Below are 14,212 nucleotides of genomic sequence, written 5' to 3'. Positions count from 1 at the left end.
AATGATTTATTTATTTAATCGGATGAGGAATTCGCCGAAACCAAATTCGTGCGAAGCCGAAAGCACGTGGATAATGGCATTGTTGGTTTCAATATTTACCGCCTGGGTAGTGGCCGATTTCCATTCTTTGGTATACTGCGAGTTTTTAATGTCGCTGTAAACCACCCCTTTTGGACCACCAAAAACATAACCGCTGGCATTCGAGTTCAGCTCCTGCGCATTCATGCCATATTTAAAATGGGTGCTGGTTAAAAAGGCTCCATCAGCAAAGTGCAGGCTATCGGTGGTTATTTTTGTGCTTACAATGTAGCGGTCTAATAAAATACCCAGCTGGCCAGCATCCAGATTGGCAATACCCAATGCTTTTTTATTCTGGCTTAACCTGAGGTTGTTCAGGGCGTTTAGTGCCACTGAAAAATTGCGGTTGGTAAGCGAAAACACGGTAATGGCTTTACTGTTGCTTAAGGTATCTTTTGCCCAGCTTACCCGCTCGCATACTTTAAGCAGCGAATCGTATTTACCGGTTTGCGATTTAAGGTAGGCATAAGCATTGCCATCAAATACATTGGCTTCGTTTTCATAGTTGTAGGCGCCATTGTCTTTTTTGCAGGCAAGGGCAAACAGGGCTATGGCCATACAGCAGGCTATATTTTTAATACTTTTTATCATCGTTACCTCCAATATTCGTTTTGAGTAATTTTTGCATTGGTGCTTAGCACTTCTTCATCAATAGGCCAGTAAATGCCGCCTTTTTTAATCAGGTCGGTAAATTTTGGGTCGTTGTTTTTTAGTTTGTTGTAGCGTACCAGATCGTACCAGCGCCAGCCTTCGCCCATTAACTCCCTCCGGCGTTCGGCAAAAATGGCGTCAATCAATCCGGCATTTGTACCCTTGTACAGGCCAATACCACGACTGTTGCGTACAATGTCCAAAGCATCTGTAGCATCTTCCATACTGCCTATAGCAGCCAGCGATTCGGCATAAAGCAGTGTAATTTCTTCTATCCGGGTAAAAATTAAAGCTGAGCTGTAAATGGCCAGTGTACCGTCGGTAGAGGCATTGCGGATACATTTTACTTTGCTGAATACGGTGTTTGAAGTACCATAACCGCTGAAATAATCGGATACGGGTAAACCGGTAAGGGGATCGAACCTGAACCTGAGGTCGTTTGCTTCGTTAAATATGCTTGCAATTACATCATCAGGCATTTTAATTTGCGGTACAGCTTTTGAAATGATGGGAGCTGCCAGCGCCAGATCTTCGATATGGCCTACAGCGCTCATTTCGGCAGTATTGTAGTTAAACGGAAAGCCTACCAGTTGCGAGGCGTTATTGCCATAAAACAGGCCATCTACCTTGGTGAGGTTTTGTGTGGTGGTATAAATGGCACCACTTAAACCAAAGTTGGTCATTACAAATTTCGAGTAGGCAACGGCATCGAGGTATTTTCCCTGCCAGGCTGCAATATGTGCCAGAATGGAATAGGCCGAAATGCGGTTCAGTAAGATACCATCCCAGTGCGGGGCAACCTTACCGTAATAGGTTTGCTGGTTGAAACCGTTTTGCAATGCACCATAGCGGTAAGGCAAAGCATTAACAACGGCCAGCAATTCGCTGGTGGCAAACTGCAATACAATTTCTGATGCTACTTTAGGCCGTTCGATAAAATTACCGTCGGTAGAGGCCGTAATCAGCGGGATATCGCCCCAGATCCTGACCATGTAAAAGTAGGTAAAGGCCCTGAGTGCCCGCATTTGAGCAACATCAATCTTGTAATTTTCTTCGGTGTATTGCTTGTCGTTTTTTAAAATTTCGCCGGCACGATCAATAAAAACCGTACAGCTGTTAATTACGGCATAGAATTTACGCCAGTTGCTTAATGATTTTACTACCGGATAAGGTGCATTTAAGTTGTTTTCGGCAATAGCCTTTAAATCCAGGCGGGAGGTGGCTTTAAAATCGCCCATGCGCACATCGCCATACAGCCAGTGGGCATTATTATCGGCCAGTGCAGCCCTGAGTAAGCCGTACGAACCCAGCAGGGCCGAGCGGGCATCGGCTAAACTTTTCCAGTTGTTGCTTTCGTTTACCAGGTGGGTAGAATCGATATCGAGTTCTTTGTTACAGCCCGATAGCAATACCGTACCGAATAGCATAAACATCCCTATCTTTTTGATTACGTTTCTGGATGGTTTTATTTTGTTATACATGTGGATGTGCTTATAAATCAATTTTTAAACCTAGTGTGAATGTTCTCGGTATTGGCAAGCCATAACCGGTATCTTCGCCGGTATAGCTCACCAGTTCCGGATCGCCGCCGGTATAACTTTTTAAGGTGTACAGGTTAAGTGCTGAGGCGTACACATAAATTTTCCGGAAGGTTTTGTTAAAATACCTGAAGCTCGAGATGTCGTAACCCAGAGAAACAGACCTTAACTTGGCATAAGAACCATTTTCGATAAAAATATCCTGATCGGTACGGTACGATTGCACAGCACTCCATGGATTGTAAATTGGGTAATCGGCCACATTAATGCCTTTTTGCCAGAAAGTGATTTCGTTTACCGAGTTGATGTTGTTATTGCCGGTTTTGTTGATGAAATCGAGCTGGTTGGCTGCCGATTGGTTAATGATGCTTCGTTTTAAGGCGAAGTAGATGTTGAAATCGAGGTTAAAGCCCTTGTAGCTCAGTGTGCTACTAAAATTGCCGACAATGCGGGGCATATAACCGCCCATGGCTACCTTATCGTTTTCATCGATGATGTAATCGCCATTCTGGTCTTTCCATTTCGGATCGCCACCATGCAGTTTCAGGCCTTTGTAGGTCATGATCTGGAAGTTGGCTGGATTTACAGGTACATCTACATCGGTTTGGTAAACGCCCTGACTTTGCAGTACCAGAATCTGATCGACCGGTTTGCCTACAGTAAGTTTTTGTGTGCCAATGGTAATCTCGTTCAGGTTGTTGGGCAGGGCTTTTAATGTATTTTGGTTAAAAGCAATATTGAAATCGGCATTCCAGCCCAGCGTACTGGCCTTAGGCTTAATGATTTCGGCCGAAAGTGCCAGTTCTATGCCTTTATTGTTTACATCCATGCCGCTTTTGTACTCTTTGGTGTAGCCCGATTCGGCATTTACCGGCACGCCTAAAAGCATGCGTTTGTTGGTTTTAGAATAGAAAGACAGGCGGGTTTGCAACCTGTTGTTTAAGAAAGCGGCATCGGCGCCTAGTTCAAGTGCCTGTACATAGGCCCATGGAATATCGTAACCAATCCAGCCCGAGCTGTACGGGCGAGAAAGTGTACCAATACCACCATAAGAACCTACTGATTTATTGGAGCTCCAACCCAGATCGCTTACATATTGCGGGCCTGCACCATACATATCGGTAATGTTAAGCGTACCTAAACGGCCATACGAGGCGTTTAAGCTTAAGTTATTCAGTACACCGCTTTTAAGGTATTTAGTAATGTCCCATTTGGTGTTTACCGATGGCGAAAAGAACCACCTGTTATTGGCCTGCATGTTCGAGGCGCCATCGGTACGGGCTACCAGGGTAGCAAAAAACTCGTTGTTCAGGGTATAATCAAAACTGCCGTATAAAGAGCTAATGTTGATTTTTTGTTTATCGGTAAATTTTTTGGTGAAAAAGCCCTGAGGTTGTAAATAGTCTTTCTCATTAACATCGCCATCTACACTGTTAATCCGTATATAATCGCTGGTACCTTTATAGCCCTGCAGGTAGTTGTATTTATTTACATCGCGCGAAAGCGTATGGCCGAACAATGCCTTAAATACGTGGGCTTTGTTTACTTTAAAATTGTAAGCAATGGAGTTATCGATGTTTAAACGCTGGTTGTAGGCATAAAAATTAGATACGTAGTTGTTTCCATCCATTAAAGTGGTGGGGTAAAATAAATCGCGCATGCCCTCATTGTAATCAAACGATACGCGGCTAATGAAATCGAAGTTCATGTACCTGGCATTGGCCGAGAACGAGCCTTGTATTACATTGTTGATATTGTTATCGATGGTTTTGTTTTCGTACTCGCTTAGGTAATTGCCATAAATGGTTTTATTTGGAGCTATGGGGCTAATGAGGTCGGGTACGTATTGCATTTCTGCAAAACGATCGCGCAATGAGCGGTTGCGGTCGCGGTTAAGGCGGGTAGCATTAACCATGGTTGAGATGGTGAGCCATTTCAGCGGCAGTACATTGATAAAGAAAGCTGCATTGTAGCGGTTCAGGCGCGTATCGTCGGCATTGCCTGCGTTAGAAGTATTGCCGGCAAAAAATCTGAAGTTAGATCGCGAGGTTCCACCGGTTATGCTGGCATTGATGGTATGCAGTGCTGCGTTTTTGTAGTACAGGTCGGTCCAGTCTGAACGGCCGTAATAGTTTTCGTTAGTGGCATCGGCCAGGTAAGCCGGGTATTTGTCGAAATCTTCGGGCTTAGCATACTTATTGTAAAAAATACTACGCAACAGGCTTTCGTCGCGGCCATTGGTGGTGGTTACCTTGTTTTTACTGGCAAAACCGAAATAGCTGTTTACCGAAATTTCGCGGTTGCCCTGATGTGCATTTTTGGTGGTAATTAAGATGGCGCCATTGGCAGCGCGCGGACCATAAATAGAAACGGCTGCCAAATTACTGATTACGTTTATAGATTGGATGTTATCGAGATCGATGGCAGATAACAGATTGGTGGCGGGCCCTATTGGCGAAAAATCGTATTCCTGTACATTATAAACAAAAGGATTATCGCCGATTAAAGGAATACCGTTAATAAAAACAGCAGGCTGCGATTCTGCAACATTGGTTTTAGAAAGTAAAGGACGGCTTAAGCCTCGTAACAGCATCGATTGGTTGGCACTGCCCGGCTCGCCGGTAATTTCCTGCACATACAAGCCTTTAGTATTGCTTTTTAAGGCTTGTTGCAGGGAGATAAAAGGATATTTGCTTACCTGATTGAGTTTTACGGTATCTGTATTTCTTTTGGATACATAGCTTACCAATACCACCGAATCGATGGCAGCTGGCTGTTTTGCTTTTTTGGTGGTATCCTGAAAGCAGATGCCAACCGGGTTAACTGCGCTTTTTCCATACGATTTAAGGTTAACTGCACAGTTAATCATGGTGGATAGCACTAAAAATAAACCCATTTTTTTGGGGATGTTTTTAAATAAACATACCGGTTGAAACGGGTTTAGGTATGGATCCAATGCTTGATTTTTTTTGTTCATTTTATATCATGTTTGTTGGCTTGTCTATTTAAAAACAGCAATACAGATCCACCCACACCTTTCGGCAGGGCAATAAATTACCGGGCCACTATTGTGGCTATTACATCAACAGCATGAAAAGGGCTTGTAGCTGCTCTTCATGGTGTTATGCACCGGGTAAACTGTTTAACTGTTTTTACCTTTAAAATTTGGGGGCTTGCTTAATTCGGTTGTAAATTTTGGCCTTGAACTGGAAACATTAGGATTTTGGCATCACCGCATAATAGTGCTGTTAGGTACGTTCGGTGGTAAGGTTGCAGGGGCAACAGTACGCCTGGTAACAAACAGCCGAAAGGAATTGGGATCGAAGCCTGGTAAACCTTCAGAAAGCCATGTTTGTGAAGTAGTGGTTTTTTCATAATTAATCGTTTTGGTTAATTTGTTTTATAAGCCTGCTTTTGGGGACAGCCTGCCTATAAGGTTTTCATATCTTCCCCGAAGCCGGAAAGGATATGGGTTTGGTTAAATCAAAACTGCTATATTCTACTTTAAAAAAAGATGAAAATCCTTAAATAAAAGGTAGAAAATCGGGTATAATTGCCTGAAAATCGACTATTTAGTTCAAAAGCCTGTTTGGGCATTTACTTTTCGGTTGGGTAGCTTAAAAAAAGCTGGCTCGGCTAGCTTTCTCTCTCGGAACATGCCGGCTAAACGCCAAAATTTAATTAAAACATAACCTTCAAGTAAAATTCAGGCCACATCTTTTTCATTTCTTAGGCTTAAAAATTAATCATCCCCTATGATCTGCTTGAAAGAATTTGAATACATCTATATCCGCCATTGGGAGAAACTGTATGCATTCTGTTTTCGGATGACCAGGGATGAGTCTCTTTCGCAGAATTTTGTGCAGGATATTTTTACTGATCTGTGGGCGCGCAAGACCGAAGTAAACATTGTTTCGATAGAAAATTACCTGTTTAGGGCCGCTAAAAACCAGATTTTAAAAGAATATCGGCGGAAAAAGACGGATACCACCATTATGGAAGATAATTTTGAAAATTACCTGATCGATAATGTGGGTACACTCGAAACGGAACTGATGGATCAGCTGTACGGACTGCTGCAGCGCCTGCCCGAAAAAAGGAAAGAGATTTTGGTAATGAGCAAAATACAGGAGATGGATATTGATGAAATTGCCAAAGTACTTAACCTCTCTAAACAAACGGTTAAAAACCAGCTTACATCAGCTTTAAAGCAATTGAGGTTTCATACCAACGAAACATCGGGACTTATTATGCCTTTTGGCTTTTACCTGTTAATACTGCTTAAACATAGCTTAACGATTTAATAACAGGCAGCAATAGTACTATTTTGACTCATTTGGTACTTATACACGAATATTAGTACTATGATCGAAAAAGAAATGCACTACCTGGAGTACCTGGTAGAAAAACAAGAAAAGGGAACCATTACTGAAGCAGAAAGAAGATTGCTCGATCATTTCTTTAGCGAAGAATACCAGCGTGCCGAATGGGATGGGGAGCAGATGGGTAAAAAAGCAGCGGTTTCTGCAGGCATATATACCCAGATTAAAAAACAGGCCCATTTTGCCAAATCGTGGACGAGTTACATCAAGTACGCTGCGGCTGCGCTGGTTGTGCTTATCGTGGGTGCAGGGATTTTGTTAAATGCTAAAATTAACCCGAAAGAAGTTACACTCAGTACAGCGGCTGCTACCGATTCGGTAAAGCTGGCTGATGGAAGTGTAGTGTACCTTGCAGCTCATTCAACGTTTCGCTATCCGCAGCGTTTTGCGCATCAGGTAAGGGCTGTAACCTTAGTAAAAGGGGGGGCTTTTTTTAAGGTGGCCAAAGACCATAAACACCCATTTATTGTTAGTTCGGGCGCAGTTAGCATCAAGGTATTGGGTGCCTCGTTTCATATCGGGCTCGATAACGATAAAACAAGTGTAAAGGTTGTTGCCGGCTTTGGTAAAGTTACTTCTGCTAAGCAGATGGTATTTCTAAAACCGAACGAAAGTGCGGTATTTACCGCTGCCGCAGGCCCTCACTATATGTCACTTTGACTTCCGCCCGCCTGATCGGACGAGTGTTTCAGGGGCTCTTCTTAACTAAGCCGCGCAATGGAGAGATGCTGAAATAAATTCAGCATGACGGATTGGGTTTTCTGCGCCCTACGCGGAATGACGGATTAGGAAAGTGATCACCTCTCTATCGTCACCCTGTCTATATTTTACATCGGATCAGCATATGGATTTAACTTAAACTCCACCTTTCAAGCTATACACTTCACCGTTATAATACGGTTGGAGCAACTTAGCCGCCATTTTACTCTTTTGGCCTGTTTGGCAGTAACATACCACCTGCCTGCCAGCCGGAATACGGTCGATAGCGTTGTTTAAATCGTATAGGGAAATATGCATCCCTCCAATGTTGTGTTCTTCGTGCTCGTAGGCTTCGCGTACATCGATTAAGCAAACCTCTTTGGGTTTTGTTTCCAGCCAGGTCGTTAAGGTTTGACGGTCTATTTCTTTTATGGGCGGTTCGTTTTTTATTTGAGTAGGCTTATTGTTTGTTGCCGTTGTATCGGCTTTAATGCTAAACACGTAGCTGGTATTGTTTAACAGATCAACACTCATGAGTTTGTCGGCCAGGGTTTGGCCTACTTCACAAATAAGTTTAATGGTTTCGTTGGCCATGTATAAACCAATGAGGCCGGGTAGGGTGCCTATTACCCCACCATCGGCACAGCTAATATCTTCGCTGGGTGGCTCGGGGTATAAATCCCTGTAATTTACCCCGCCGTTATGGTTAAAAACGGCAATTTGTCCTTCAAATCTTAATATTGATCCAAATACAAGGGTTTTGCCCAAGGCCACACAGGTATCGTTAACAAGGTAACGGGTATCGAAATTATCAGAACAATCTACTACCAGATTGTAAGGACTGCAAATATCTTTGGCGCAGGTGGCATCGAATCTTTGTACGTAGCTGTTTAGGCTAAGATGGGGATTTAGCAGTTTTAGTTTTGCGCAGGCCACAGTGGCTTTTGACAGGCCAATATCGGCAGCATTAAATAGGATTTGCCGGTGCAGGTTACTCAACTCTACCACATCATCATCTACAATACCTATTTCGCCTACGCCCGCCGCTGCCAGGTATTGCAGTACGGGGCAACCCAATCCGCCGGCGCCGATAACCAGTACTTTGGCGGCTTTCAGTTTTTCCTGCCCTTCAAGCCCAAATTCGGGCAATAGCATTTGCCGCTGGTAGCGTTGTTGTTCTTCTTTTATTAACATGATTTGTTGATCAAACTCATATCCCAGTCTTTCCAAATGGGTTCGTAGCCCTGTTTTCTGATCATGGCCGCAATTTCCTGTGACGAACGCTCGTCTGATATTTCAAACTGCTCTAACGATTGCGGCTCTACCTGATAACCACCCGGATTGGTTTTTGAACCTGCACTGATGGCGGTGATGCCAAGTTTGATTACCTGGTTTCTGAAGGCCATGGTTTCGCGGGTAGAAATGGAAAGCTCTACTTCGCTGTTAAATAAACGGTAGGCACAAATCAGTTGAACCAGTTCCTTATCGTTCATGGCTACTTTGGGTTCTAAACCTCCGCTAAACGGACGTAAACGGGGGAAAGAAATGCTGAATTTGCTTTGCCAGTATTGCTTTTCGAGGTAAGAAAGGTGCAGCGCCGTAAAAAACGAATCGGTACGCCAGTCTTCCAGGCCGATTAAAACCCCTAGCCCGATTTTATGGATGCCTGCCTGCCCCAAACGATCTGGTGTTTCCAAACGGTATAAAAAGTTCGATTTTTTACCTTTCGGGTGATGCTTGCGGTAGTCGTCCTGGTGGTAGGTTTCCTGATAAACCAGTACGGTATTTAAGCCGTGCGGAATAAGCGTTTCGTAATCGGCCACATCAAGGGGCTGCACTTCCATCGAAATGTGCGAGAAATGCGGGCTGATCAGATCGAGCACTTTTTTAAAGTAATCGGTATGCACACTTTGGTTGGCTTCGCCTGTAACCAGCAACACGTGATCGTAACCCATACCTTTAATTACGGCAACTTCCTGCATAATTTCCATCGGGTTAAGCGTTCTGCGTCTTACCTTATTGTCGTAACTGAAACCGCAATAGGTACAAATATTGTTGCATTCGTTGGATAGATACAGCGGAATATACATCTGTATGGTACGGCCAAAACGATCTAAGGTTAGCCGCTGACTAATCTGCGCCATATCTTCGAGGTAGGGCAAAGCAGCAGGCGAAATGAGTGCCTTAAAGTCTTCAAGGCTTCTTTGCTGCGTGACAAGGGCATTCTCAACGTCGGCCGCTGTTTTGTCGTAAATACTGGCTTTGGTATCGTCCCAGTTATACGATTCGAATAGGGAATTAAAACTCATCATCTAAAAATGCGGTTAGTGGACTGCTGGCTGCGGCATAATGTTGCTGCGCGCCAAGTTTAGCTTCGAAGGCCATTCTGCCGGCTTCCACAGCCAGTTTAAAAGCTACTGCCATATTGATTGGGTTTTTAGAAATGGCTATGGCGGTATTCACCAGCACGGCATCGGCACCAATTTCCATGGCTTTGGCGGCATCAGATGGGGCACCTATTCCGGCATCAACAATTACGGGTACCCGGCTCTGGCTGATGATGATTTCTAAAAAATCGATGGTTTTTAGTCCTTTGTTACTGCCAATTGGCGACCCGAGCGGCATTACAGCTGCTGTGCCTACATCTTCCAAACGTTTACATAAAACCGGGTCGGCATGGATATAAGGCAGCACCACAAAACCCATTTTAACCAGCTCTTCGGTAGCTTTCAGCGTTTCAATGGGATCGGGCATTAAATATTTGGGATCGGGATGAATTTCGAGTTTAATCCAGTTGGTTTCCAAAGCTTCGCGTGCCAACTGTGCGGCAAAAATGGCCTCTTTGGCATTGCGTACCCCCGAGGTGTTGGGCAGTAAGTTAATGTGTGGGTATTTTAGGTGATGCAAAATGTCATCATCTTTGGTTTTTAAATCAACGCGTTTAAGCGCCACAGTAACCAGTTCGGAGGCCGAAGCAATTAAGGCACTTTCCATTTCTTTTGCCGAACTGAATTTTCCGGTTCCGGTAAAAAGACGCGAGCTAAAGGTTTGATCTGCTATTTTTAACATAATTTTTTAAAAAGAGTTCAAGGCTAATTTGCTGTTCATATCAGCTAATACAGCCGATGTTTGGGTTTGGTTGGTCAATACTGCCGATACTGCAATACCATATACACCTGTTTCGAGAATGGCCTCAATATCTTCGGCTTCAATTCCGCCGATGGCAATAATTGGTGTGGTAATGCCTGCTTTCTTTACCTTCTCCATTAGTTTCTGGTAACCTTCGAGGCCAACTATGGGGCTCAGGTTTTCTTTGGTGCGAGTAAACCTGAAAGGGCCAAGGCCAATGTAATCAACTCCTTCGGCCACGCGTTGCAGAATATGTTCGAAAGTGTTGGCGGTGCCGCCAATAATCTGATCGGGGTTGATAATTTGCCGGGCCTGGGGTACAGGCATATCCTGCAGGCCTAAATGAACACCAAAGGCACCGGCAGCTTTGGCCAGGTGCGGGTAATCATTCACAATTAATTTTGCGTCGTAACGCTTGCATAATTCCTGTGCCGATAAAGCAAAAGGCAGTATTTCGGCTTCGGGTAGGTTTTTAATGCGAAGCTGGATCCATTTTCCTCCTGCCTGGAGTACCTGCTCAATGGCATCTAAATGGGTACCGGTTTTGGGTGCTTGTGAGATATATTGTAGGGGGTGGATCATTGCTGTAAGGTTAAAAGGTGCTGGCATTTTTCCTGTATTTTTTTAAAGTTGTTTAAAGCCTGTGCCGGATCGTTCCAGATACTGCCTAAAAGGGCAATTCCATCAAAGTTCATGGCTTTTACCTGGTCTATGTTGTTTATCTCAATACCGCCAAGCGCAATCAGTTTAGTGGTTTTGGGCCTATCTATGCTAAATCCGTTATGGGCAATACCCGCATAACCCGGTTTGGAAAGACTATTGAAAACCGGACCAAAGAAACTGTAATGGTATTGGTCAATTTGATCAATTTCTGCCATTTTGTGTATCGAGGTACTGAAAGTGTAAGGCTGGGTAAAATCACCAAAAGTACTGTTCTTTCTAAAACGTTCGGTATGGTGTATTCTGTTAATGTTATAATCGCCTGCCAAGGAATGGAAATGATGTAAGGCAATGCGGTTATGGTATTCGGGTAAAATACCATCCATAAATTTCCCGTGCGCCGCCTCATCTGCTTCTGGTTTGCGCAAATGAAAAATAGGTAAACCAGCCTCAAAAAGCTGGTTTACCAATAAGGTTTCATTTTTTAAAATCTTTGGATGCGCAATTACAATCAGTTCCATTGTGTTTTATGAATATATTTCGCTTCCTTTTTGGGTAAACTCTTTCGATTTTTCCTGCATTCCTTTGGTCAGTGCATCTGCGGTCTCCAGCCCTTGTTGTGCGGCATATTCGCGCACATCTTGTGTGATTTTCATAGAGCAGAAATTTGGTCCGCACATAGAACAGAAGTGGGCAATCTTAGCGCCTTCGGCCGGCAGGGTTTCATCGTGAAATTCCTTAGCGGTATCAGGATCAAGTGAAAGGTTAAACTGGTCTTCCCATCTAAATTCGAAACGTGCTTTACTTAAAGCGTTGTCGCGGTATTGCGCGCCCGGGTGGCCTTTGGCCAAATCAGCCGCATGGGCAGCAATTTTATAGGTAATTACCCCGTCTTTCACATCTTTTTTGTTCGGTAGGCCCAAATGTTCTTTAGGGGTTACATAGCAAAGCATGGCGGTTCCAAACCAACCAATCATGGCGGCGCCAATGGCCGAAGTAATGTGATCGTAACCCGGTGCAATATCTGTAGTTAAGGGGCCTAAGGTGTAAAAAGGCGCTTCCGAGCAGTGTTCGAGTTGTTTTTCCATGTTGGCCTTAATCAGGTGCATGGGTACGTGCCCGGGACCTTCAATAATGGTTTGTACATCGTGTTTCCAGGCAATTTTGGTTAGTTCTCCCAAAGTTTCGAGTTCCGAAAACTGCGCTTCATCATTTGCATCGGCAATACAGCCCGGTCTTAAACCATCGCCTAATGAGAACGCCACATCGTAAGCTTTCATAATTTCGCAGATTTCTTCGAAATGGGTGTAAAGGAAGTTTTCCTTGTGGTGTGCCAAACACCATTTGGCCATGATCGATCCGCCACGCGAAACAATACCGGTAATCCTTTTGGCTGTTAATGGCACATAACGAAGCAATACGCCGGCATGGATGGTAAAATAATCTACCCCCTGCTCTGCCTGCTCAATAAGCGTGTCGCGGAAGATTTCCCAGGTAAGGTCTTCTGCTTTCCCGTTTACTTTTTCTAATGCCTGATAAATAGGAACGGTACCAATAGGCACCGGCGAATTGCGGATAATCCATTCGCGGGTTTCGTGTATGTTTTTTCCTGTCGATAAATCCATAATTGTATCGGCGCCCCACCTACATGCCCAAACGGCCTTTTCTACCTCTTCTTCAATGGTTGAGGTAACTGCAGAGTTACCAATATTGGCATTGATCTTTACCAGGAAATTACGGCCGATAATCATCGGTTCCAGTTCGGGGTGATTAATGTTACATGGAATTACCGCACGGCCTGCGGCCACTTCTGCCCGTACAAATTCGGGGGTAATGTAGCCTTTTGGGGTATTGGCGCCAAAGCTGTTGCCCTGGTGCTGGTGGTTCATTACCTCGTGCTGGTTGCCAAGCTGTTCGTTTAAAATATCGATCTGCTGGTTTTCGCGGATGGCAATATATTCCATTTCGGCAGTTATAATGCCTTTTTTGGCGTAATGCATTTGCGATACATTGGCGCCTGCCTTTGCCTGATAAGGTTTATTGATATGGTTAAACCTTAAAATATCGAGTTTACTATCGGCCAGGCGCTGCTGTCCATATGCCGATGATAGCTGATCGAGCTGCGTTACATCCAGGCGGTCTTTTACCCATTGCTCGCGCAGGCGTGGCAAACCTTTCCTTACATCAATAACCGCGTTAGGATCGGTATAAGGGCCACTGGTATCGTACACCGTTACCGGCGGGTTTGGCTCGGTTAAACCAAATCCATTATGGATTTTAGTGTCGGTTAAGCGGATTTCGCGCATGGCCACATGTATATTGTGGATTTTGCCGGGCACAAATATTTTGGTAGATGCCGGAAACGGGCTGCGGCTGATTGCTTCGGCGTTAGGGGTTTTTTCTTGTTTCATATTAGAAGAGTGACTGAATGATTGAATGGGGAATAATTGAGTGATTGAATGACAGAATTGACGAATGAATGAAGGATTAATTGGACTGTATCTTCAATTAACTCATTTAAATCCAATCATTCGTCGATTTTATCCGCCCTGAGTAGCTTTAATGAGTATAATCTGATCGCCAGGCTGTAAGATATGCACAGGCCAGCTCGATTTCGGCACGATAGTTTGGTTAACGGCAATGGCCAGACCATTGGTTGCTGAAACTGCCAGATAATTAAGCATGCGTTCAATAGAACAGGCTTCGCCAAGAAAATGGTTTTGATTGTTTATAGTTACTTCCATGTTTAAAAAAAATTGGAAAAACTATAGAGATTGCCCCTAACAGGGTACGAAAAGACGGCAACAGATGTTGCACTCACTTTTCCCTTCGGCAGTACTAACTACATCAGGTTCGAAGGGTATTTCTCAGCACTAGGCACCCCTAAAGTTTTTTGTAAATATAGCGCTATAATTTACTAATGCAAATAAAAAATAAATCTGAGTCGGGCCGATGAAACTTATGATGAGCTTCTTATGATTGTATTATCAGTTTGAATTTATTGTTTGAAGAAAATAAACATAGATAAAATCTATTTTCTTTTATTTTAATATAGTTTCCGCTGTTTAGTGTTCA

12 protein-coding genes and 1 riboswitch are annotated in these 14,212 nt (G+C 43.9%); of the genes, 2 read left to right on the top strand and 10 right to left on the bottom strand.

Features of this window, described 5'->3' with window-relative positions; translation table 11 throughout:
* Positions 1–6 precede the first annotated feature (6 nt).
* The 3 genes from DBR40_RS17210 to DBR40_RS17200 are packed head-to-tail and all read right to left on the bottom strand — an operon-like array spanning position 7 to position 5,163.
* The gene (locus tag DBR40_RS17210; RefSeq protein WP_124560979.1) at positions 7–669 is read right to left on the bottom strand and encodes a hypothetical protein; all 663 of its coding nucleotides are present in this window, start codon (positions 667–669) and stop codon (positions 7–9) included.
* Between the two features lie 2 nt (positions 670–671).
* On the bottom strand, positions 672–2,210 hold the full coding sequence (locus DBR40_RS17205; protein ID WP_233603922.1) for a RagB/SusD family nutrient uptake outer membrane protein: 1,539 nt from the start codon (positions 2,208–2,210) through the stop codon (positions 672–674).
* Between the two features lie 10 nt (positions 2,211–2,220).
* Entirely contained in the window at positions 2,221–5,163 is a 2,943-nt protein-coding gene (locus DBR40_RS17200; RefSeq protein WP_158674073.1) for a SusC/RagA family TonB-linked outer membrane protein, read from the bottom strand.
* An 859-nt stretch (positions 5,164–6,022) separates the two neighbouring features.
* On the opposite strand from DBR40_RS17200, the gene DBR40_RS17190 reads away from it, so the two are divergent.
* Positions 6,023–6,571 (top strand): RNA polymerase sigma factor, encoded by a 549-nt coding sequence (locus tag DBR40_RS17190; protein WP_124560976.1) that lies wholly within the window; start codon positions 6,023–6,025, stop codon positions 6,569–6,571.
* A gap of 60 nt (positions 6,572–6,631) precedes the next feature.
* A complete protein-coding gene (locus DBR40_RS17185) occupies positions 6,632–7,309 on the top strand; it encodes a FecR family protein (protein ID WP_124560975.1) in 678 nt (225 codons plus the stop codon).
* Between the two features lie 195 nt (positions 7,310–7,504).
* Here the strand turns inward: DBR40_RS17185 and DBR40_RS17180 are convergent, their stop codons facing one another.
* The 7 genes from DBR40_RS17180 to thiS all read right to left on the bottom strand — a co-directional run bounded on the left by DBR40_RS17180 (position 7,505) and on the right by thiS (position 13,881).
* On the bottom strand, positions 7,505–8,542 hold the full coding sequence (locus DBR40_RS17180) for a HesA/MoeB/ThiF family protein (RefSeq protein ID WP_124560974.1): 1,038 nt from the start codon (positions 8,540–8,542) through the stop codon (positions 7,505–7,507).
* A complete protein-coding gene (gene thiH, locus DBR40_RS17175) occupies positions 8,536–9,660 on the bottom strand; it encodes a 2-iminoacetate synthase ThiH (RefSeq protein WP_124560973.1) in 1,125 nt (374 codons plus the stop codon). The genes DBR40_RS17180 and thiH overlap by 7 nt, the downstream gene beginning before the upstream one ends.
* A complete protein-coding gene (locus tag DBR40_RS17170; protein ID WP_124560972.1) occupies positions 9,647–10,417 on the bottom strand; it encodes a thiazole synthase in 771 nt (256 codons plus the stop codon). Before DBR40_RS17170 ends, thiH begins: the two co-directional genes overlap by 14 nt.
* A gap of 6 nt (positions 10,418–10,423) precedes the next feature.
* Positions 10,424–11,059, bottom strand: coding sequence for a thiamine phosphate synthase (locus DBR40_RS17165; protein ID WP_124560971.1), 636 nt, complete (start codon positions 11,057–11,059; stop codon positions 10,424–10,426).
* A complete protein-coding gene (locus DBR40_RS17160; protein WP_124560970.1) occupies positions 11,056–11,658 on the bottom strand; it encodes a thiamine phosphate synthase in 603 nt (200 codons plus the stop codon). Before DBR40_RS17160 ends, DBR40_RS17165 begins: the two co-directional genes overlap by 4 nt.
* Positions 11,659–11,664: 6 nt before the next feature.
* Complete coding sequence (thiC, locus tag DBR40_RS17155) at positions 11,665–13,548, bottom strand: phosphomethylpyrimidine synthase ThiC (protein ID WP_124560969.1); 1,884 nt, start codon at positions 13,546–13,548, stop codon at positions 11,665–11,667.
* 129 nt (positions 13,549–13,677) lie between these two features.
* The gene (gene thiS, locus DBR40_RS17150; RefSeq protein WP_124560968.1) at positions 13,678–13,881 is read right to left on the bottom strand and encodes a sulfur carrier protein ThiS; all 204 of its coding nucleotides are present in this window, start codon (positions 13,879–13,881) and stop codon (positions 13,678–13,680) included.
* A 63-nt stretch (positions 13,882–13,944) separates the two neighbouring features.
* Positions 13,945–14,032: riboswitch (TPP riboswitch) on the bottom strand.
* Positions 14,033–14,212: the final 180 nt, after the last annotated feature.

It is taken from the genome of Pedobacter sp. KBW01 (assembly GCF_003852395.1).
Taxonomy (GTDB): Bacteria; Bacteroidota; Bacteroidia; order Sphingobacteriales; family Sphingobacteriaceae; genus Pedobacter.
The sequence above is the reverse complement of the archived record's forward strand: the minus strand, read 5'-3'. Positions and strand labels throughout refer to the sequence as shown.